General features: G+C 66.1%; 19 protein-coding genes. 13 read left to right on the forward strand and 6 right to left on the reverse strand.

Annotation, left to right across the window (positions count from 1 at the left end):
• Positions 1–1,458 carry a chromosomal replication initiator protein DnaA gene (dnaA, locus tag LVJ94_00005; protein ID WXB05646.1) on the forward strand — a complete coding sequence of 486 codons (1,458 nt, stop codon included), beginning with the start codon at positions 1–3 and terminating at the stop codon, positions 1,456–1,458.
• A gap of 129 nt (positions 1,459–1,587) precedes the next feature.
• Here dnaA and LVJ94_00010 read toward each other — a convergent pair whose 3' ends face one another.
• Genes LVJ94_00010 through cysS form a run of 3 tightly spaced genes read right to left on the reverse strand, consistent with a single transcriptional unit; the run spans position 1,588 to position 4,875 of the window.
• Positions 1,588–2,355, reverse strand: a complete 768-nt coding sequence (locus LVJ94_00010; protein WXB05647.1) for an ABC transporter permease — start codon at positions 2,353–2,355, stop codon at positions 1,588–1,590.
• Complete coding sequence (locus LVJ94_00015; GenBank protein ID WXB05648.1) at positions 2,352–3,281, reverse strand: ABC transporter ATP-binding protein; 930 nt, start codon at positions 3,279–3,281, stop codon at positions 2,352–2,354. The genes LVJ94_00010 and LVJ94_00015 overlap by 4 nt, the downstream gene beginning before the upstream one ends.
• A gap of 58 nt (positions 3,282–3,339) precedes the next feature.
• Positions 3,340–4,875, reverse strand: coding sequence for a cysteine--tRNA ligase (gene cysS / locus LVJ94_00020; GenBank protein WXB05649.1), 1,536 nt, complete (start codon positions 4,873–4,875; stop codon positions 3,340–3,342).
• A gap of 63 nt (positions 4,876–4,938) precedes the next feature.
• On the opposite strand from cysS, the gene LVJ94_00025 reads away from it, so the two are divergent.
• Genes LVJ94_00025 through LVJ94_00050 form a run of 6 tightly spaced genes read left to right on the forward strand, consistent with a single transcriptional unit; the run spans position 4,939 to position 8,433 of the window.
• A complete protein-coding gene (locus LVJ94_00025; protein ID WXB05650.1) occupies positions 4,939–5,478 on the forward strand; it encodes a hypothetical protein in 540 nt (179 codons plus the stop codon).
• Positions 5,475–6,359 carry an ABC transporter permease gene (locus LVJ94_00030; GenBank protein WXB05651.1) on the forward strand — a complete coding sequence of 295 codons (885 nt, stop codon included), beginning with the start codon at positions 5,475–5,477 and terminating at the stop codon, positions 6,357–6,359. The genes LVJ94_00025 and LVJ94_00030 overlap by 4 nt, the downstream gene beginning before the upstream one ends.
• A 32-nt stretch (positions 6,360–6,391) precedes the next feature.
• On the forward strand, positions 6,392–6,847 hold the full coding sequence (locus LVJ94_00035; protein WXB05652.1) for a DUF2203 domain-containing protein: 456 nt from the start codon (positions 6,392–6,394) through the stop codon (positions 6,845–6,847).
• A gap of 7 nt (positions 6,848–6,854) precedes the next feature.
• Positions 6,855–7,436, forward strand: coding sequence for a GTP cyclohydrolase I (locus LVJ94_00040; protein WXB05653.1), 582 nt, complete (start codon positions 6,855–6,857; stop codon positions 7,434–7,436).
• Positions 7,433–8,095, forward strand: coding sequence for an LON peptidase substrate-binding domain-containing protein (locus tag LVJ94_00045; protein ID WXB05654.1), 663 nt, complete (start codon positions 7,433–7,435; stop codon positions 8,093–8,095). The genes LVJ94_00040 and LVJ94_00045 overlap by 4 nt, the downstream gene beginning before the upstream one ends.
• Complete coding sequence (locus LVJ94_00050; GenBank protein WXB05655.1) at positions 8,092–8,433, forward strand: Rieske 2Fe-2S domain-containing protein; 342 nt, start codon at positions 8,092–8,094, stop codon at positions 8,431–8,433. The genes LVJ94_00045 and LVJ94_00050 overlap by 4 nt, the downstream gene beginning before the upstream one ends.
• A gap of 150 nt (positions 8,434–8,583) precedes the next feature.
• Here LVJ94_00050 and LVJ94_00055 read toward each other — a convergent pair whose 3' ends face one another.
• Both LVJ94_00055 and pdxH read right to left on the reverse strand, forming a co-directional pair.
• Positions 8,584–11,811, reverse strand: coding sequence for a hypothetical protein (locus LVJ94_00055; protein ID WXB05656.1), 3,228 nt, complete (start codon positions 11,809–11,811; stop codon positions 8,584–8,586).
• Complete coding sequence (pdxH, locus tag LVJ94_00060; protein ID WXB05657.1) at positions 11,784–12,440, reverse strand: pyridoxamine 5'-phosphate oxidase; 657 nt, start codon at positions 12,438–12,440, stop codon at positions 11,784–11,786. The genes LVJ94_00055 and pdxH overlap by 28 nt, the downstream gene beginning before the upstream one ends.
• A 139-nt stretch (positions 12,441–12,579) precedes the next feature.
• Between pdxH and LVJ94_00065 the strand changes: the two genes are divergently transcribed.
• Positions 12,580–13,524, forward strand: a complete 945-nt coding sequence (locus LVJ94_00065; GenBank protein ID WXB05658.1) for an aspartate-semialdehyde dehydrogenase — start codon at positions 12,580–12,582, stop codon at positions 13,522–13,524.
• Between the two features lie 334 nt (positions 13,525–13,858).
• Positions 13,859–14,146, forward strand: a complete 288-nt coding sequence (locus tag LVJ94_00070; GenBank protein ID WXB05659.1) for a hypothetical protein — start codon at positions 13,859–13,861, stop codon at positions 14,144–14,146.
• A 48-nt stretch (positions 14,147–14,194) separates the two neighbouring features.
• Here the strand turns inward: LVJ94_00070 and LVJ94_00075 are convergent, their stop codons facing one another.
• Entirely contained in the window at positions 14,195–15,061 is an 867-nt protein-coding gene (locus tag LVJ94_00075) for a hypothetical protein (GenBank protein WXB05660.1), read from the reverse strand.
• 60 nt (positions 15,062–15,121) lie between these two features.
• Here LVJ94_00075 and LVJ94_00080 point away from each other — a divergent pair, with 60 nt between their 5' ends.
• The 4 genes from LVJ94_00080 (at position 15,122) to LVJ94_00095 (ending at position 21,028) form a co-directional block, all read left to right on the forward strand.
• Positions 15,122–16,663 carry a prolipoprotein diacylglyceryl transferase gene (locus LVJ94_00080; GenBank protein ID WXB05661.1) on the forward strand — a complete coding sequence of 514 codons (1,542 nt, stop codon included), beginning with the start codon at positions 15,122–15,124 and terminating at the stop codon, positions 16,661–16,663.
• A gap of 245 nt (positions 16,664–16,908) precedes the next feature.
• The gene (locus LVJ94_00085) at positions 16,909–17,988 is read left to right on the forward strand and encodes a hypothetical protein (protein ID WXB05662.1); all 1,080 of its coding nucleotides are present in this window, start codon (positions 16,909–16,911) and stop codon (positions 17,986–17,988) included.
• On the forward strand, positions 17,985–18,455 hold the full coding sequence (gene tsaE / locus LVJ94_00090) for a tRNA (adenosine(37)-N6)-threonylcarbamoyltransferase complex ATPase subunit type 1 TsaE (protein WXB05663.1): 471 nt from the start codon (positions 17,985–17,987) through the stop codon (positions 18,453–18,455). The genes LVJ94_00085 and tsaE overlap by 4 nt, the downstream gene beginning before the upstream one ends.
• Positions 18,452–21,028, forward strand: a complete 2,577-nt coding sequence (locus LVJ94_00095; protein WXB05664.1) for a CehA/McbA family metallohydrolase — start codon at positions 18,452–18,454, stop codon at positions 21,026–21,028. Before tsaE ends, LVJ94_00095 begins: the two co-directional genes overlap by 4 nt.
• The last annotated feature ends 85 nt before the right edge of the window (positions 21,029–21,113 follow it).

The following is a 21,113-nucleotide window of genomic DNA, read 5'->3' on the forward strand; positions in this document are numbered from 1 at the left end:
ATGGAGACGAATCCGACCGAGAAGCAACTTTGGGAAGAGGCTGTCGCCTTCACGCGCGACAAGTCGCCCGGAAGCTTCGATCAGTGGTTCTGCGGAGTTCAGTTCGATGGTCTGACGGACGGTGTTCTTTGTCTTCGGGCTCGCAACGAATTCGTGCGCGACTGGGTCGATCAGTTCTTCATGCCGACGCTGACCGATCACATTCGCAGCCGTACTGGGTGGAGCATTCAGGTGGCCTGGACCGTGGGGGGAGAATTGGACCGACCTGCTATCAACCCGCCTCCGGAGCGGACCGTTCGTGAAGACGCGAGCCGCATCACCGGACCGAATTGGCCCGCCAGCGAGGATGCAGGACCGGCCTCGCAAGCGTCCGCTCCATGGAGCGAGCGCCGTGTGGCACGACCCGCCGTTCAAGCCGTGGCTCCGCCGCTCGAAGGCTTGAACCCGAAGTACACCTTCTCCAATTTCGTCATCGGCCCGTCGAACCAGCTCGCGCACGCCGCGGCCATCGGTGCGGCGGGTGGTGGTGGACCACGCCACAATCCGCTCTTTTTGTGCGGTGGCACCGGTCTCGGGAAGACGCACTTGGTGCATGCGGTAGCCCATCGGGTCCGCGCCGAGCGCCCCTCCACGCGCATCGTGTACGTGTCGGCGGAGAAGTTCGTGAACGAGTTCGTGCAGGCGCTCCAAGAGCAGCGCATGAACGAGTTCCGCGCGCGCTTCCGCGACCGGTGCGATCTGCTCCTGGTCGACGACATCCAGTTCCTCGCCTCGAAGACGCAGACGCAGGAAGAGTTCTTCCACGCCTTCAACACGCTCCACCAGGCGGACAAGCAAATCATCGTCACGAGCGACAAGTACCCGCAGCAACTCGAGCGCATGGAGGAGCGCCTCATCTCGCGCTTCACGTGGGGCCTCGTGGCCGACATCCAGGCGCCCGAGCTCGAAACGCGGGTGGCCATCGTGCGCAAGAAGGCGCAGATCGAGGGCATCGAGATCGGCGATGACGTGCTCCTCTACATCGCGCAAGTCATTCGGAGCAACGTGCGCGAACTCGAGGGGACGCTCATCCGCCTCGCCGCGAAGGCCTCGCTCACCTCGCGCATCATCGACCTGGACTTCGCCCGCGCGGAAATCGCCCTCTCGTCCAGCGCCCGCGCCAACGAGGCCAGCGTGGAGGACGTGCAGCGCGTCGTCTGCCACCACTTCAAACTGAAGAGCGGCGACCTTCTCTCGAAGGACCGCCACAAGAGCGTCGCCTTCGCCCGCCACGTGGCCATGTACTTGTGCCGCGAGCGCCTCAAGTGCAGCCTTCCCGAACTGGGCCGCGCCTTCGGCAACCGCGATCACACCACCGTGATGAGCGCCGTGCGCAAGGTCAAAGCCCTGCGCGGCGCCGACCCCGAAGTCCGCGCCCATCTCGAGGCCCTCGAGCGCAAACTCGGCACGGTCGACTGAGAGAATTCACAGGAAGACGGGAAGACGGGAAGGTTTTGTGAGTTTTCATTTGGCCCATTGGGCCAAGTGAAACCCCAAAAAAATCAGCCGAGCGCGCCGGTTTCCTTCCCGTCTTCCTGTGAATCTCCTTTAGTTTTTCAGCTTGTAGCCCGTCGCGAAGATCCAGCGGATCACCGCGATACAGGCGGCCATGACGACGAGGGGGATGAGGATGCTCACCTCGACGCTCACGTCGGAGATGCCGTAAAAGCTCCAGCGAAAGCCGCTGATCAGGTAGACCACCGGGTTGAACAAGGTGAGCTTCTGCCAGATCGGCGGCAGCATGTGGATCGAGTAGAAGCTGCCGCCGAGAAAGGTCAGCGGCGTCACGACCATCAGCGGGACGATCTGCAGCTTCTCGAAGCCGTCGGCCCAGATGCCGATGATGAAGCCGAAAAGGCTGAAGGTGGCCGCCGTGAGCAGCAAGAAAAAGAGCATCCACCCCGGGTGCGCGATCTCGTAGTTCACGAAGAGGCGCGCGGTGAGCAGGATCAACGTGCCCAAGATGACCGACTTGGACGCCGCCGCGCCCACGTAGCCGATGACCACCTCGATGTACGAGATGGGCGCGGAGAGCACCTCGTAGATCGTGCCGGACCACTTGGGCATGTAGATCCCGAACGACGCGTTGGAGATGCTCTCGCTCAAGAGCGACAGCATGACCAGGCCCGGGATGATGAACGCCCCGTAGCTCACCCCGTCGATGCTCCCCACGCGCGAGCCGATCGCGCTGCCGAACACCACGAAGTACAGCGACGTCGAGAGGACCGGCGATGCGATGCTCTGCATCAACGTGCGCCCGGTGCGGGCCATCTCGAAGCGGTAAATCGCCTTGATGGCGTGAAGGTTCAGGCTCACGGCCGCGCTCCTTTCACCAGGCTGACGAAGATCTCCTCCAGAGAGCTCTGCGACGACTCGAGCCCCTTGAAGTCGATCCCGTGCTCGCCCAGCTTGCGGAGCAGCTGCGCGATGCCCGTCTCGTCGCCGCGCGTGTCGAAGGTGTAGACGAGCTCACACTTGTCGGTGGAAAGCTCCAGCGGGTAGCTGGAAAGCTCGCCGGGGATCGCCTCCAGCGGGCTTTTGAGCTGCAGCTTCAACTGCTTTCGCCCCAGCTTTTCCATGAGCACGGCTTTGTCCTCGACCAAAATGAGCTCACCCTTGGTGATCACGCCGATGCGGTCGGCCATCTCCTCGGCCTCTTCGATGTAGTGCGTGGTCAGGATGATGGTCACCCCGCTCTCGCGCAGCCCGCGAACCATCGTCCACATATCGCGGCGCAGCTCGACGTCGACGCCTGCGGTGGGCTCGTCGAGGAACAGGATCTGCGGCTCGTGAGAGAGCGCCTTCGCGATCATCACCCGCCGCTTCATGCCACCGGACAGCGTCATGATCTTCGAATCGCGCTTGTCCCACAGCGAGAGATCGCGCAGCAGCTTCTCGAGCAGCGCGGCATCCGGCGGCTTGCCGAACAGGCCACGGCTGAATCGCACCGTGGCCATCACGCTTTCGAAGGCATCGGTGGTTAGCTCCTGCGGCACCAGCCCGATCTTCGTGCGGGCCGCGCGGAAGTCGCGCACGATGTCGTGCCCGTCGGCGCGCACCACGCCCGATGTGGGGTTGACGATGCCACAGACGATGTTGATCAGCGTGGTTTTCCCCGCGCCATTCGGCCCCAAGAGCGCCAGGATCTCTCCGCGGCGTATCTCGAGGTCGACCTTCTTCAGCGCTTGGAAGCCGGATGCGTAGGTTTTGGTGAGGCCCTGGATGGAGATGATCGATTGCACGGGTCAGGCATTGAAGCTAGGGCGCTCGCGGACGCGGTCAATCCAGCGTGGCCGATTGTCAGACGAGAATGCGCCAGCGGCTCGTGTCGCCGGCATCGAGGATTTCGACGCCAAGCGCGGCGAGTTCCGTGCGGATTTCGTCCGCGCGCTTCCAATCCTTGGCCACACGGGCCTCGGTGCGAAGGGCGACCTTCGCGTCGATGTCCGGGGCCGAAAGCCCGCGGAGCCGAAGCCGTCGCGCCAAGGTGCGTTGCTCGTACTCGGTGCCGGTCACCTGCAAAAGTCCGAGCGGCATGCACGCCGCCTCGAGCGCGGCCACGGCTTTCCGCGCGAGCCCGTACGCCTGCGCCTGCGCGGCGGGATCCTTTTTCAGCTTGCTCAGCTGCTTCACCAGCTCATTGCTCACCTTGCAGAGCTCCCCCACTTCGGCGAGGGCCACCGGCGTGTTCAAGTCTTTGTCGAGGGCCGCGAGCACCTTGGCCGGCGCTTCGTCGATGACCTTCGCTTCGTTCTTGAAGCGCGCCCCCTCCGCCGCTGCCTCGTCGGGCGCCGAAGCCAGCGCGGTCTGCAGCGCATCGCGTGTATGGTACAAATAGTCCACGCGCCGCTCGCCCTCGTCGATGCCCGGGAAGATGACGCGGCCGTCGTCCTTCTTTTCCAGGTCGAACGAGAGCGGTCCGCGGTAGTGCGTGCCGAGCAGGTAATAGCGGAAAGCTTCGGGATCGTTTCGCTCGAGGACGTCACGGATGGTGACGAAGTTACCGAGCGACTTGCTCATCTTCTCGCTGTCGACGTTGAGAAAACCGGCGTGCAGCCAGTAGCGCGCGAACGGGGCGCCCCACACGGCCTCCGCCTGCGCGATCTCGTTTTCGTGGTGCGGGAAGACCAGATCCATCCCGCCGCAGTGGATGTCGAAGTGCGGGCCCAGATAGCGCTGGGCCATGGCGGAGCACTCGATGTGCCAGCCGGGGCGACCTTTGCCCCAGGGGCTCGGCCAACCCCACGCCGTTTCGGGCTCGCCCTTCCAGAGCGCAAAATCCAGCGGATCGCGCTTGATGTCGCCCACCTCGACGCGCTCGCTCGCACCGGCGAGCAGGTCTTCGAGGTGGCGGTGCGAGAGCTTGCCGTAGTCGGGGAAGCTGCGAACGGCGAAGTAGACGTCGTGGCCCTTCGGCGTGGGCGCGACGTACGCCGCGCCCTTCTCGATGAGCGCCTCGATGAGGGAAATGATCTCCGGAATGTGCCCCGAGACGCGCGGCTCGATGTCCGGCGCCGTGCATCCGATGGCCTGCAGATCGGCGTTGGCCTGCTTGGTCATCTCCGCGGAGAACGTCGTGGGCTCGACGTTGCGCTCCTGCGCGCGCTTGAGAATCTTGTCGTCCACGTCCGTCACGTTGCGCACGTGGGTCACTTCGTAACCGCGTGCTTTCAGAAAACGCACCAAGACGTCGAACGTCGTGTAGGTGCGACCATGGCCTGCATGGGCCAAGTCGTACGTGGTCATCCCGCAGACGTAGACGCGAGCCGTTTTGGGCTCCAGCGGTTCGAAAGTTTCGAGCTTCTGCGTCAGGGTGTTGTAAAGCCGTATCGTCATCCCACATCGCGATATAGCGGAAGACGCGCCAGAGCGCGCTTGTGTTATCAACGTCCCACGCGAATGCGCGCCCCTACCGTTCTTTCTTGGTTGGCCTGGTTGGCCTGCCTGGCCCTCAGCTGCAGCGCCCTCGGATGCGGGGGATCGCACAAATCCTTCGACGGCTCCATCTACCGGAGCGGCCAGGTCGCCTTTCGGGTCGAGGCTCCGCCCCACGGATGGCGCCAAATCGAGCTCGACGATGCCGCCCTCGCCTACAGGGACGACGCCCACGATGCCGTCATCCTCGTAAACGGGCGCTGCGGCGGGAAGGACGACGACACCCCGCTTCCTGCACTCACAGGGCACCTCATCATGGGGACGACCGAGCGCGAGTTCCTCAAGGAGGAGACCGTCCCCTTCGATGGCCGCGAGGCGCGTCACACGCTCCTCCGCGCTAAGCTCGACGGCGTGCCCAGGGTCTACGACATCTACGTCGCGAAGAAGGACGGCTGCGTGTACGACTTCGTCCACGTCTCGCCTTCGCGGGAAGGCCGCGACGTCGATGCAGACTTCGCGCGCTTCGTCGGCGGCTTCCGCACCATCGGCTCGGGGGCGCTGTGAGCGGGACGGAGCTCTCGCCGCCGTCGCATCCAGGTGGGGGCCCGCCGAGTACTGGCAGCCGCGTCTCGCTCCCGTCCATCGCGCCGCCTCCCCCGGAGCCCTCCTTCATCGCGCATTACCAAGAGCGCGTCCTGCACCTGATCGAGCACCTCGGCGAGGTGTCGCTGCTCATCGTGCGCATGTTCCGTGCGCTCCCGCGGCGCCCGCTCGAATGGCGAAGCATCCTCCATCAAATGGAGTCGCTCGGCGTGCGCTCGATGGGCATCGTCACCGTGACCAGCATCTTCATCGGCATGGTGATGACCATCCAATTCGCCTTCGGCCTGCGCCGCTTCGGCGGATTGGAGTACATCCCTCGCGTCATCGTGCTCTCGTTCGCGCGCGAGCTCGCGCCCACGCTCACCGCGGTCATCGTGGGCGGGCGCATCGGCAGCGGCATGGCCGCCGAGGTGGGCGCGATGAACGTCACCGAACAGGTGGACGCCATCCGAGCCCTCGGTGCCGACCCCGCGAAGAAGCTCGTTCTACCGCGCACCGTCGCCGCCGTCCTCGTCATGCCCCTGCTCAGCATCTACGCATTCTCGCTGGGCACGGTGGGCGCGATCCTCATCTGCTATTCGCAGTTCGACATCAGCCCATCCTTCTTCATGCAGTCGTCGCTCGAGTCGGTGCAGATGGGCGACTTCCTCAGCGGGTTGTTCAAGACGCCCATCTTCGGCTTCATCATTGCGATCGTGGGCTGCCACTTCGGCTTGCGCACGCGCGGCGGCACCGAGGGCGTCGGCCTCAGCACCACGCGAACCGTGGTCGTTGTCTCGATTTCCATCCTCATCGCCGACTTTTTCCTCACCAAGATTTTCATCGGCATCATGGGCTCGTGACGCTTTAGAGTACCCATCCGAGGGTTGTGCACATGAAGAATGGCGAGCGCGAACGCGAACGCGAGGTATTCACCATCGAGGCGGCCAACGCGCTCCTGCCCACGCTCAGCGCGCTGGTCACGCGCCAATTCGGCCGCCGCACGGAGATCGAAGACCGGCTCAAGTCGCTGAGTGCCCTCGTGGGCGAGGTGCCGAGCGATCTCACGCCCCAAGACACCGACCCCGAACACGTGCGCGAAATCAAACGCGACCTCGTCCAGCGCATCAACGAGTACCAAGAAGGCTGGCGCGACGTGGAGGCCCTTGGCGCCGTGGTGAAGGATCCGCGCATCGGCCTTCTGGACTTCTTCGGCGAGGTGGACGGTCGCGCGGTGTGGCTTTGCTGGAAATACGGAGAGCCCGAAGTGGGTCATTACCACGCGCTCGACGAGGGGTTTGCCGGTCGCCGTGCCATCCGCACGAGCCTTCGCCAGCGCATGCTCAACTAGAGGCACCATGGCTGATCTCAAAGCGGCTGCGGCCGCCATCGACGCCTTTCTCCGTGCCCTCGGGCGCGATGCTGCCCGCGAGCCCGAGCTGGTGGGCACGCCGGAGCGCGTGGCAGAAATGTTCGCGCGCGATCTCTGTGAAGGCTACGACACCGATCCGGCCGCGCTGCTGGCGGGTGAAGCGCTCGCCGTGCAAACGAGCTCGCGCGGCGGCGATGTGGTGGTCGTTCGCGACCTGGCCGTGGCGACCACGTGCCCGCACCATTTGATGCCGGCCACGGGCTTGGCCACCGTGGCGTTCGCGCCGCGCGAGCGCCTCGTGGGGATTGGCGCGCTGGGGCGAGCGCTGGACGCCCTTTCGCGAAGGCTGACCTTGCAGGAAGAGATCGGCGAAAAGATGGCTCGAGCGATCTTCGACGGGCTTTCCCCCGCCTGGGCCGGCTGTCGCCTGGTGATGACGCACACATGCATGACCGCACGTGGGCATCGCCGTCACGGAGCTCGAGTGGAAACAGTGAGCATCCTGCCGATCAGCGAGCGCCCGGTGGCGTATCATGTGCTCCTGTCGCCGAACCCGGGGTCGCCATGAGTCAGACGCACGACAAGAAGCTGCTCGCCGCGCTCGAGGAGTTGCCGCTCTTTCCGCTGCCCAAGGTGGTGCTGTTCCCGCGCGCTCTTCTGCCTCTTCACATCTTCGAGCCGCGCTACCAGACGATGCTGCGCGACTGCCTGGAGACGAACCGGGCGATGGCGGTCGTGCTCATTGGGGATCCGCACGCGCTCGATGCCCAGGGCCACCCGCCGATTTCCACGGTGGCGAGTGTGGGCACTGTGGTGGAGCACCAGCCCCTGGAAGACGGTCGCTCGAACATTCTGCTGAGCGGTGTGGCGCGGGTGCGCCTCGAGGAGCTGCCCTTCGTGCCATCGTACCGCCGTGCGCGCGCGACCATCTTGGAGGAGTACGGCGATGAAGTCTCCTCCACCGACCGCACGGCGCTGGTGGGGCAAGCCACGGCCTTCGCCGCCGAGGTGAAGAAGGCCGACCCCATGTTCCACTTCCGCCTCCCGCCGGATGCGCAAATCGGCACCATCGCGGATTTGTGCGCGCACCACTTGGTGGTGGACGCGTCGGCGCGGCAGGCCATCCTCGAGGAGCTCGACATCGCGGCCCGCGTCCAGCGCGTCATCCGCGAGCTCGCCCTTCAGCAGCGCCTGCTCGGCACACCCCATGGAGGTGCCACGAATTGATCGTCGCGCGCATCCCGCGCACGCAGATCGCGGAGGGGGAGCTTCTTCGCGTGCCGTATCCACCGTATGACATTCTCGTCACGCTCATCGACGGCCAGCCGTACGCCGTCGAAGACGCGTGCAACCACTCGGGCGCGAGCCTTGCCGAGGGCTGGCTCGAAGGCAAGGACCGCATCGTGTGCCCAATGCACGGCTACGTCTTCTGCATGAAGACCGGCGAGCTCCTGTCCCCCCGCAACGTCTGCGACGCCCAACGCACCTACCGCGCCGAACTCGAAGGCGAAGAAGTCGTCGTCCACGACGACTTCTCACTCAGCATCATCGGCTTGAACCGCTAGAGATTCACAGGAAGACGGGAAGACGGGAAGGACTGACGGCACAGAGGGCGCGCACCGCTTTTTCGTAGAGTTCCAGTTGGCCCAGTGGGCCGATTGAAAACCCTCTCAACCTTCCCGTCTTCCCGTCTTCCTGTGAATTCTCTCTCTCTCTCACTTCTTCGTGCAGCGCAGGGGGAAGCGGGTGCGTGCGTTGTAGGCGGCGATGTCGATGGTGGCGCCCGCGTCTTTGGTCGCGGGGCGAACCGGGGCAAGCTTGCCGCCGCGGGTGAGTGCGTCGGGGGTTCCGTCCAGAGAACCGGACATGCGCTCGATGCAGAGTCGATCGCTCGAGATGCGCACCCGCGCCGTCGCGCTGCGAAGTTGCGAGCCGAGGCCCGAGGTCATTTGCACGTGCACCGTGCTGGTCATGGGCACGTCGACGATCCACCCGGGCTCGTCGCCGCTGCACGCCGTGATGGCATCGCGGTCGGCGAAGTCGGTCGAGCCCAGGGGTTCCAGCTCCCCCATCGCGCCGCTCGAAAGGTCGATGGGCAAGAGCCACCGAAGCGGCACACTGCGATCGGGATCCGGCTGCCCGTCGACCACGAGCCCGATGCTGCGCCCATCGGGCCGCCGCGCCAGCCGCACCGGCGGCACCGAGTTGTCGGCGGCGCGGGGAACGCGTACCAGCTCGCGCGCCGTTCCGCCCTCCACCTCCCACACCACGGTGGCCGGTAGCTCGGATCCGCTTTGCGGGCCGGCGAGGATCCAGCGCCCGCCGATGCGTTCCGCCGCATCGATCACGCCGAAAGCTTCGCCGTCGTTGCGCCGGATCTCCAGCGGCGGCTTGTCCGCCTCCAGCTCGATGGGCACCGCTTCCACCGGCGAAAGCCGGCGCGCCACGAGCAGCGCGTGCGTGCCGTCGTCCGCCGATGCGAACTGCCACGACGACACCGGTCGCGGAATGCCCCCGCCCGTCGCAAAGCGCGACGAGTCGATCACCACACGCGGCGTCGGCGTCGTTTGCGTCGTCTGGATCTCCTGCGAGCCCGCGTACGGCGATGTAAAGCGCACCATCCAGCGGCTCGTGCGCTCCCACTCCGAGCCTTTGGCACCCCACGCATAGAGCCGCAAGAGCGGCCCCGTTCGCGGCGTGCGATCCAGGGCCTCGCTCGTCTCGATGCTCAGCCCGAGCTCCTCGGCCGGAAGCTTGGGCGCGGGCATCGCAAAGAACGGCGACCAATCCAGATTGGACAGAGGCAGCGGCCGCGCGCCCGTGGCCGTGCCCGGGTTCCACGTGACCGAGTGCGGCAGCACCACCTCGGGCATCACGATGGGCCCGCGCGGTGGCGGCGCCGTCGGTGCCGTGGGCGCCGTGTGGCGCGTGGCCTCGCACGTGAGCTCCAGGATGGGCACCGGCCGCCGCACCGCGCGCGATGTCGGCGACGGCTCCATCGGAGCCACCTTGGGCGGCCCCCACCCGACGCGCACCCATCCCGCGGCGAGGCAGCCCGCCGGCCCGCACGCCCGAGACGTCGGATTGCGCGTGAGCGCCGAGCTCCCCTGCGCAATGGGCTCGGGAAGATCGATCGGCTCCCAGGTCATGCCCCCGTCGGTCGTCTCGTAGCCACGCCGCGCGGCCGACCACCCGAGGCCATAGCGCCCCGACACGATGGGCGAGCCCGCATCGCGCACGAACGCGCCCGCGCGCGCCTGCCCATCGAGCTGGATCTGCACCCCCAGGAACGTGCCGCCGGCTTCCACCCAGCCACCGACCATGTTGCGTCCCCGTTCCTCGAACCCATCGAGCCACAGCCCCGCGCGCAGCACGCGCAGCGCTTCCGGCGACGTCGTGGAGAACACGATGGGAACGGTGCTCACCTTCTTCGACGCGTCGAGGACGGTCAGCCGCGCGGCGGTCATGTTGCCGTGGGGCGGCGAGATGACCACCACGCGTCCGTCGGCGAGCGCCACCACGCGATCGCCGGAAAGCCGCCCGTGGATCTGCACCTCGCGCCAGGGACCGCCCTCGGGCCGAATGCAGTAGCCGACCTGGACCTCGTTGCCCGGCGCCGACGAGTTCCGCACCGGCGGCATCGTGTTCTCGTTGTCGGAGGGCGCATCCTCGGCGCACCCGCCGCGCACGGCGATGGCGCCGGTTCCCGAGCCGAGCACCACGCGCGGCCGATCGAAATGCCGCAGCTCCACGAGCCGGCCGTGCGCCGCGTCGTACGCGTAAATCACGGTCTTGCCGCGTGGCTCGCCGCAGACGAAGCCAAAGTCGCCCCGGCCGGAAAGCGCAATCGGATGGCACCGCGACGGCTTCAGCGCGAAGGCGTCCGGCGCGAAGTCGATCAGCGCACCATCTTGGAGTCGCACCCGCGCCAGCGCACCATCGCGGGCTACCACCGCGGTCTGATCGGCCATGGGCCAGCCATCCTCGATGGCCGCCACCAGCGGCCGCTTGCCCAGCGATTTGGCGATCGCGCCGTTCATGCTGGCCTTCGCACCCGCCTGCGTGGTGGCCCCGGAGAAATCCGTGAGCGCTGTCTGGCTCGAGACGGTTTGCCAGCTTTGGGGCACGTCGCGCCGTTCCGGCTTGTTGGCCAGCTTGGAGACTTGCCCGTCGGGGTGCACCAAGTACCACGACGAGGTGCGCGAGGCGTCCGCCCCGCCGACGGCGATGCCATCTTCGACGGGGATCACGTCCTTCGCGTCGATGGGCAGGCCGAGCGGCTTCCACGAGGCACCCGCGTCGAAGGTGGCCATGGCCCCGCGCAGATCGGTCACGGCCACCGCGCGCCATCCATCGAGCGCGCCGAACGAGCCCACGTACGGTGCGCCGGGAAAGGCCCCGGCGTCCACGGGGGTGCCCGTGCGCGGATCGATGGCCCGGTGGGCGCCGTTCGAGCCCTTCAAGTACACACGGTCGAGCCCCACCACGACACGCGAGATGGCCGACCAGGGCGAGGCGTAGATCGGCTTGGCCCGCTCGAGCCATTTGGGCGCGCGCCAGACGGCGTTGTCGATCACGAAGAGAAAGCCGCCGCCCATGCGCTCGGGCACGGCCACGGTGAACGCGGGGGCCTTGGGGAGCCGATCGTCGGCGGCGAGCAGGGCGCCGTTGGCCTGGCTGACCACGCGCACGCCGGAGACGATGGCGCGCACGCCCCCGCCGGCCTCGACGCCGAACGAGCGTTCGTCCTCGACGACCTCCGGGATGAGTCGTGCCCCCAGCACCGTGGGATCGCTTTTCGTCGGCGTCGTGGCCGCCCGCAGATTCCCTCGCGGTTCGGCGACCGACAAACCCCCGTGCTGGACGCACGCGCCCAGCAAGGCCGTCGCGCCCAACGCGAACGTGGCGAAGGCGCCTAAGGCGCGAGGCGCACGCGACGCCATGTGCCCTCCGCGGGGTCCTCACGTTGGAACACCAGTCGATCGTGCATGCGGCTCGAGCGGCCCTGCCAGAACTCGATGGTCGAGGGCACGACCCGGTAGCCGCCCCACGTCTCCGGCAGGGGAACCTCTTGTCCCTCGTACCGTGCGCGGAGCTCTTCGTAGCGCGCATCGAGCCACTCGCGTGAGTCGACCACTTGGCTCTGCGGCGAGGCGAGGGCACCCAGCTGGCTCCCGCGCGGGCGGGAGTGGAAGTACGCCTCCGATTCCTGGCGCGTGATCATGGCCGCCGTCCCGCGGATGCGCACCTGCCGCTCGAGCTCCTTCCAGAAGAACAGAAGCGCCACGTGCGGGTTTTTCGCGATGTCGTTGCCCTTCGCGCTCGCGTAGTTCGTGAAGAAAACGAACCCTTCGTGGTCCACCCTGCGAAGCAATACGATGCGGGCCGAAGGGTGTCCGTTGGCGTCCACCGTCGCCAGGCTCATCGCGTGGGGTTCGTGGATTGCGGCGGACACGGCGGCAGCGAGCCAGTCTTCGAACTGCGCAATGGGATCGTCCAGGACCCCCGCTTCGTCGAGCGTGGCCTGCGTGTAGTCGGCGCGGAGTGATTCAATGGGCGGAAGTTTGGACAAGACTTTTCCTTCTTGTGCAGTATGTCAAAGCAGTCCTAGCCAGACAAACCTGGCCATTGAAACAGGACGATACGAGAGAGAGGACATTATGGCGTTTGTGGTCGCAGTCGTCGGTGCAACAGGGGCAGTGGGTCGGGAAATGGTGCGCACACTGGAGCAGCGTCGTTTTCCGGTGAAGAAGCTCGTCCTCCTCGCGAGCAAGCGCAGCGCCGGCCAAACGACCACGTTCAACGGCAAGACGGTGACCATCGAAGAGCTCACGCCCGCCTCGTTTGCGGGGGTCGACATCGCCCTCTTTAGCGCCGGCGGCAGCGTCTCGAAAGAGTACTGCCCGATTGCGGCCGCCGCGGGCGCCACGGTCATCGACAACTCGAGCGCATGGCGCATGGACCCGGACGTCCCGCTGGTGGTGCCCGAGGTGAACATGGAGCACGCGGCCAACCGCCCCAAGGGCATCATCGCCAACCCGAATTGCTCCACCATTCAAATGATGGTGGCGCTCAAGCCGCTCCACGATGCCGCCCGCATCAAGCACATCGTCGTCTCGACGTACCAGGCTACCTCCGGAAAGGGCCACGCGGCCGTGACGGAGCTGGAGGAGCAGACCCAGGCCAAGCTGTCGGGCAAGGACTACCCGCCGAAGGTGTTCCCGTCCCCCATCGCCTTCAATGTGGTCTGTGACTGGAAGGCTGGCGACATGGACTACAGCGAAGAAGAGTGGAAGATGGTCCACGAGACCCGAAAGATCCTGGGCGACCAGAGCATCCTCGTCTCCCCGACCACCGTGCGCGTCCCCGTCGTGAACGGCCACTCCGAGGCCGTCTACGTGTCGTTCCATCGCCCGCTCCACGCCGCCGAGGCCAAGGACCTGCTGCGCAACGCCGAGGGCGTCGAGCTGACCGACGGTCCGTACGCGCCCGGCAAGCATCCCCAGCCCATCGACGCTGCCGGCAAGGACGCCGTCTACGTGGGCCGCGTGCGGGATGACATCGGGGTGCCAGGGACCATCCACTTGTTCGTCGTGGCCGACAACCTCCGCAAAGGCGCCGCGTTGAACGCGGTGCAGATCGCGGAACGGCTGTAGAGCGCTAGAGGATCGAGCACGTGCGCGTGCGCGTGCACGATCGCGAAAGACGAACACGAACACGTGAGGCGAACACGAGCACGCCTGGTGAGCGTGTTCGTGCACGTTCTTCGTGAACGTGCACGTGTTCGTGCACGCGCACGCGCTCGTGCACGTCCTGTAGCCGCCACCGCCAGGCACCCCGCTGACCAACCGTTCAGTTGTGTGACTGGTTTGCGTCACCGATTCTTGACCGGATCGTTTACCCCGGTTATCCGTTGGGGGAATCGGGCGCGGACTGAAGGGCGAGCGCCTTTTTCAATTCAAGGAACTCGGGGGTATGAGGTTGGAATCGATGGGCAGTCGTTTAACGTGGCTGCAGATACGCGAGCGACGGGAATTCAAAGGACGGTGGGTGGCACTCGACGAGTGTCGCTACGACACCAAGACGGCTCAGCCTGTGGAAGGCTCGGTCGTCGACTCCGATGAGGACCTCGTCACGTTGTGCAACCGCATGCAGGAGAGCGACAACCGCTACTGCGCGATCCTCTTCTGTGACGATGGTGAGACGGAGCCGCCGCCGACCGTCCGTCGAGCCGTCTCCTCATTCACCCCTGCTCCAGGTCGTTCCTACACGCACTAAGACGATACGCTCGAGGCACCCCAGGTGTTCCCGGGTGCCTCCGCCTTCCTACAAAGGCGTTACTTTCACGTTGTCGAAGCAGACCTTGGCTTCCCAATCGTTGAAGCCAAAGAACTCATGGCCCGGGCCGGCGAGCGGAGACTCGTCGGCAAACGAGGCCATCTCGAGGTTGTCGACGAACCAGCGCACGGTCTTGCCGTCGGCTCGCTCGATCTTGAAGTGGTAAATCTGCCCGGCGAACACCGGCTTCTCCCGCGGATCGTCCGAGGCCTTGTCGACCTTGACCTCCTTACGGTCGTTGCCGTGCTCGTTGATGCGGGCCAGCGCGTGGAACTTGTTCTTCCAGCCGCCGAAGATCGTCAGGTAGCTCGTGGCGTTCGTGTAGGAGATGGCCGTCGCCGACGACTGCCCGTCCCCCCAGGCCTCGGCCTTCAAGTCGCCGTCGGGTGAATCGCTCATCGCGTCGAACTCGATGCGGGCATTCACGGGGATGGCGCGGGTCATCCAAACGCCGTGGTTGCGGGCCGCCTGGCCACAGAGCTTTCCATTTTCGATGTGCCAAACGTCCGTATTGGCCTGACGCCAATTGGGACCTAGCGCGTCCGCGGACGAGGACGACGAGGACGACGAGGACGATGCAGAAACCGCCGCGTCATTGCGGCCCGCTTCCGACTGGCCGGCGCCGGCATCCGACGCCGCGGCGGCAGGCTTGAGAACCGTACGCTCGAAATTGTCTTCGAAGGTGCTGGTCAGCACATTCGACGCGGGCGGTCGCGATGGCCGAGCTGAAGGCGTCGGGGAGACGTTCGTCGTGCTTCCGGCATCCGACGGGGTGCTGTTTCCCGGAGGAACACAGCCGAAAAGCCCGCCGAGAAGCCCCACACCCCAAATCCGCATCATCTCCTTCTTCGTCATTCTTTTTCCGTGCGTAGCACGATTCGGCGCAGGGATTTGGTGTAGAAACCATTTCCACCAATGCATCCCATTCTGTTTCGCATTCCTCTACCCCACATGCCGCTCAAGCTCTGGTGGGGTCTGGTGGCGGTGGCCGTCTTCTCGGCCATTTACGCGTTCCTCGCGTATCGTCGCAAGGAACGGGACGGACTCCTGCTGGGCGGATTGTTCGCAGTGGTCGCTGGTGCGTCGGCGTACTTTTTCCGCGCCACGCAATTCGAATCGCCGAACCTGCCCATCTATTCTTATGGAGTCATGCTCGGCCTTTCGCTGGTCGTGGGGTGGTACCTCACGCTGACCTTGGCGGAGCGCGACGGCCTGCCCAAGGAGACGATGGCCAACTGCTACGTCTTCACGGCGATCGCGGCGCTCGTGGGTGCGCGTCTTCTCTACGTCGTCACGAACTTGGAAGAGTTCGAGAACGACACGACGCACGTCTTCGAGTTCGGCAAGATCTTCGCGCTGCGCAGCGGTGGCCTCGTGGCCTACGGCGGCTTCATCGGGGGCTTCCTCGGGAGCTGGGCGTACCTCGCGCGCAACAAGATTCGCCTCATGCCGTGGGCCGACGTGGCCGTGCCCAGCTTGGCGTCGGGCCTCTTCATCACCCGCATCGGTTGCTACCTCTTCGGCTGCGACTTCGGCACGCGCCTGTCGGATACGGCGCCCGGCTGGCTGAAGAAGATGGGCACCTTCCCGCACTGGGCGGCGGGCACCCTCAGCGCGGACGGCGGCGGTTCGCCGGCGTACTCGCGCCACCTGAAGCTTTTTCAAGGTACGGATCTCGGCAGCATCGTCACCAAGACGAACGCATCGTTGCCCGTCCACCCGACGCAAATCTACGAGTCGGTCATCGGGCTCGCGCTGCTGGGCCTCTTGCTCTGGCAGCGTAAAACGCAGCGTTTCCGCGGGCAGATCTTCTTCACCTTCGTCTTTGCCTACGGAACCATCCGCTTCCTGCTCGAGATGATCCGCGACGACGACGAGCGCGGCAACTACGGCCCGGTCATGGCGGAACACCTCCTCATCCCGGCCTCGTTGTTCATTCTCGCGATCGGCTTCGTCTTCGGGTTGGCGCTGGGCATCAAGAACACGACGGCGCGTCTCGTGGCGCGCGTGCTCGCGTTCGTGCCGGCCGTCGTGGCGTACATCAAGCTGCGACCTGCGTCGTTCGGCGGCCAGGTGAACATGCAGCTGTCGACCAGCCAGCTCATCGGCGTCATCACCGGCGTCCTCGTTTGCTACTTCTACGCACGCTACTGGGAGAACGCGCGGCGCAATCCCAAGATGGCCATGGCCGTTGGCACCATCGAAGAGGCGGCACCGGCCAAGCGGAAGAAAGCCCGAGCCCCCGTGGTTGAAGACGACGACGAGGAGGAGGACGAGGAGAGCGGCCGGGAGAGCGTGACCGAGGGCGACGAGGAGACGGGCCCCACGATCGCGGCATCGCCCACGGGCAAGAAGAAGAAGCCCCAGAAGGCCGAGGACGCACCGAAGGAGAAGGAAGAAGAAGGAAAGCTCGCCTCGCAGGGCGAAGCGGCCGGAGAACCCGCGCCGGAGACTTAACTTCACCGCTCGGGGTTAGGTTTCGAATCGAAACTCTCGCGAAAAGCGAGCAGCGGCAGCGGGACGATCCCGGCGAGGCCGGCGCCCTTGTCCGCTGCCGTACACGAGGGACGCCAAACCTTATTGCGATCCTCGTCCACAGAACCGAGCATCGCGCCGGCCCCGCCGGGATTGTCTCGCTGCCGCGGTTCGACCGTACCGAAAATTTCGAGACCCTTACGAGACCCAAATCAGTAGAGTTAACTATGTTCATACGACGCGCCGCGGCATGCCGCCCTACGCTTGCCGCGGGGGCGGGGCTCGCGTTGTTTCTTTCGAGCGCGCAGGCGTTTGCGGACAAGGTCGCGGTGCTTCCCTTTTCAGGGACCAACAGCGCGGCCAGCAAAGCGGATTTGGAGGCGGCACGCGGAGCTGCGCAGAACGCGGTCGCCAAGGGGGGCCACACGCAGCCGGCCCCCTCGGAGATGCTCACCGCCGAAATGGCGGTGAAGGACGGCGTCGCGGACACGAGCGAGGAGCTTCGTGCTGCGGGCCGTGCGTCGAGCTCCCAATGGACGATGTCGGCGCGGGTCGAGCCCCATGGGCCTGGGCAATACCGCCTCGAGATCGAGGTCTGCCAGGTGAAGAGCGGCCGCGTGGAGTCGCTCGCGCGGGAGATCGACGCGGCGCAGGCGGTGCCGCAAATCGGCGAGATGCTCGCGCTGCTGCTTCGTCCCGAGGGCATCGCGAATGCGCCCATTCCGTGGGAACGCGCATCGCCCGCGCTTCCCCCGCCGCAAGAGACGCCGGCGCAGCCTCCGGCTCCAACGACGGTGCAAGTGGCGCCGCCGCCACCCGCGCCGGCGCAGCCCGAGGCCGTGAAGCCGTACGGCGAAGGACGTCCCTTGGCGGTGGGCGCGGGGCTCGGGTTTCTCTCGGCCTTCGTGCGGCCCGACAATGCGCAGGGCACGGCGACGTCGCTGTTTCTGAGCGGCAGCCTCGGGTATGCGCTCGAGCAGGTGCTCCCGGGGCTCGAACTTCGGGCCGACTTCGGCGGAGCGCTCGCCGGACCGAAGGCCCTCCTGTTCGAAGGCGGCGCGCGCTACATGCGCACGGTGGTGCCCTCGCTTCGCATGTACGCGGGTCCCGAGGCGGAGATTGGCGCCTTCTTCACCTTGGGCGGCAACAAGACGACCCGCTTTCTCGCGCGCGGTGCGGGCGTACTGGGCATGGCCCTCAGCGAGCAGGCGGCCGTCGAGCTGTCCGCGGATCTGGCCGTGGCGCCGGGCGGCGGTGGCACGCTGGCCTTCGCCGGGGCGAGCGCGCGGGGAGTGCTTCGCTTTTGATCGAGCTCGAGCTCCACCGGCGCAAGGACACGCAGCGCCTCGGTCGCGCCATCGCCGCGGTCCTCGAGCCGGGCGATCTTCTCGTCCTGAGCGGCGATCTCGGGGCAGGGAAGACGTTTCTCGTTCGCGCCATGGCCCGCGCGCTCGGCGTACCCAGCGACGTGGCCATCTCGAGCCCCACGTTCAACCTGGTGCAGGAGTACGCGATCTCGCGCGGCACCTTGCTGCACGCGGATCTGTACCGCCTCCTCGATGCCCCCGAGCGCCTGCCGCTCGAGATCGCGCGCCTCGACTTGGCCGAACGCCGCGCCGATGGCGCCATCCTCGCCGTCGAGTGGGGCGACGACGCCATCCGGGCCCTGGGCGATCGCGTCGCAGTGTCCGTGCGTCTTACGCTGGATGGGGCGACACGCAAGGTCACCCTCGCCGGCGCGCGCGCGGAGGCCGTCGTCGCGGCCTTGCAATGAAGCGCGGCGACTGGATCGCCACGGCGATCCTCGCGGGCTTGCTCGGTTTTGCCCTGACGCGCGGCCCCGGGCGCGCCGTGCCCCGGCCCCCGCGCGGGACCGCCGTCGCGAAGAATGCACCGCGCCTCGGTCCCTTCGCCATCGAGCCTGCGCGCATCACCGCCGTCTTCGGCGCCGACGCCCACGCGATCCCGATGGACCTCGCGCTGGGCGTCGATGGCGACTTGCACCCGCTGTCGCTATCCGACGTCGCGGTGTTGCCCGACGGCCGTGTGCGCGGGACCTTCGAGGTCGACTTGGAACGGGAGGCCATCACCGGGGCCGTGACCTTTCACCTCGAGGCTTCGAAACCCGCCACCGCCGTGCTCGCGGCCGAGCTCTCTCTTGCCGATCCGATCGCGGCCACCGCGCATGCGCTCGCGATTGCCGTGGAGCTGGAAGGCGGGGCGCCTGCATTCGTCTCCGGGGTGGGAGAGATCTCGGATGCCGCCCGCGTATCAGGACGAGTGGCCGTACGCGAAGACGACGTGCATCCCCTCGGCGTCGTTTCGCCGCAAGGCCCGCTCGACGTGCGAAGGCACCCCACGCACGGCCCCGACGACGAACACGGTGATGGTCCCATGGATCTCATTTTGTCGAGCCCGCCCGCGCGCGACGCTATCGCCGATCTGCGCATCGCCGTCGCAGGCACCGCGGGCGATCTCTGGGGAACCCTCTTCGCGCAAGGCCAGATCCCGACCGAGCCCGTCCATGGCGTGGTCACGGGCACGCGCCGCGGTAGCGCGCACGTCTTCGGGCTCGATGCATCCGGCGCCCCCTCCGTGCGCACCTCCGTCGACAACGAAGGCCGCTTCGCACTCGACGTGCCGCGCACCGTCAACAAATGGTACGCGGCCGAGAGCCTCGATCGCACCAGCGCGCCCATCGTGTTCGAGCCCGGCACACCGTGGGATCTGCGCCTCGACGTCTCACCGGGTGGCGAGCTGCGTGTGCGCATCGTGGATCCCGACACGCAGGCACCGCTCACCGCGCGCCTCATCGTCCATGGCATCGACGGTACACTCGATCCGAGTTTCGGCCCGGACTACCGCGCGTCGGGTGCGGGCCCTATCGTCGATGCTCTGCGCGGCGAGGTCGCAACACCACTTCCCGCCGGGCGCTACCGCGTGTCCGCCACCAAAGGAATCGAGTACACCGTGGACGCCAAGACCATCGAGCTCGCTGGGGATCGCACCGTGTCCCTCGAGCTCCATCTTCGGCACGTCGTCCCCACGCCTGGCGTGCTCGGATGCGATCTCCACGTGCATGCGCGTCCGAGCTTCGACACGCCCGTCTCCGTCGAAGACCGCGTCCTCTCGCTCGCCGCGGCCGGCGTCGACTTCGCCGTTCCGAGTGAACACAACGTGGTCGGCAACTACGCACCCGCGCTGGAAAGCTTGGAGCTGACCCGCGAAATGAGCAGCGTCCCCGGCGTGGAGATCACCACCTTCATCCCGTACTTTGGCCACTTCGGTCTGTTTCCATATCCACTCGATGCGACCGTTCCGCCCTTTCGGCACACGAACCCCAGTGCCATCTTCGACGCCGCGCGGCGCGGCGATCCGAACCGCATCCTCCAAGTGAACCATCCGCGGCTCTCCAAGGAAATTGGCTACTTCGACGCGATGGGCTTCGACCCGCACGGCCGGCCTCCGCCCCGCATGCGCACCGACTTCGACAGCATCGAGGTCTACAACGGTTACGAGATGCAATCGCAGGAGCGCGTCGATCTCGTGCTTCGCGACTACTTCGGCTTTCTCAACCAAGGGCGCCACATCACCGCCACCGGAAGCAGCGACTCGCACAGCATTCAGTACCAGTGGGCAGGCTACCCGCGCACCATGGTCGACGTAGGCCAAGCCGCCGATGGAGATCTCACCGGACTGAATCCGCTCGACGTCGTGGCCAACCTCAAGCGCGGGCATGCGGTGGTCACGAGCGGTCCGATTGTCGAGGTCGAGGCGCGATCGGGAGCCAAAAATGAGGAGATCGCGCGACCTGGCGACGAATTAGTGTTGAGGTCGGACGGTGCCAGCATTGCCCACATCCGCGTGCGTGCGGCGCCGTGGGTCGATGTCACGTCGGTGGAGATCGTCGTGGATGGTGCCCCGTCTTCAAGGTTCGATGTGCCGTCCCAACCGACGAAAATAGGAAATGAATCCGGGACACTGGTCGAGGCGGCCGCGCGCATGGTTCGCTTCGAACGCGACTTGCAACTTCCGCTTTCGCGTGTGTCGCGTGATTCCCAATTGTCCACAACTAATCCAGATTCGCATTCGGCCGGGAACAATCAGGGTTCCCCAGCGCTCTCAAACGGTCCAAAGTGGCAAGTTGCCGACACGCGGCGTCATTGGTTCGTGGTTATCGTTCGGGGAACAAGAAGGATCGACGACGTGTTGCCTTTTATGCCTGTGGCACCCATGGCCATCACGAACCCCATTTGGTACCAAACGAGTACGATAGGCGCCGACAGCAGCCCCTCAAGAGCGGTCGGGCCGGGAGCAAAAATGTCGAATGGAGGGCGAACGCACTAAACGCGTTTGACGATCGGGTTCACGATGGTGTCGTGTGCTATAGCCGCGCTCGTGCGCGCGACGGGGATGGGGAGGCTTCCCGCCA

This window comes from Sorangiineae bacterium MSr11367, assembly GCA_037157805.1.
In the GTDB taxonomy this organism is placed as follows: Bacteria; Myxococcota_A; Polyangia; order Polyangiales; family Polyangiaceae; genus Pendulispora; species Pendulispora rubella.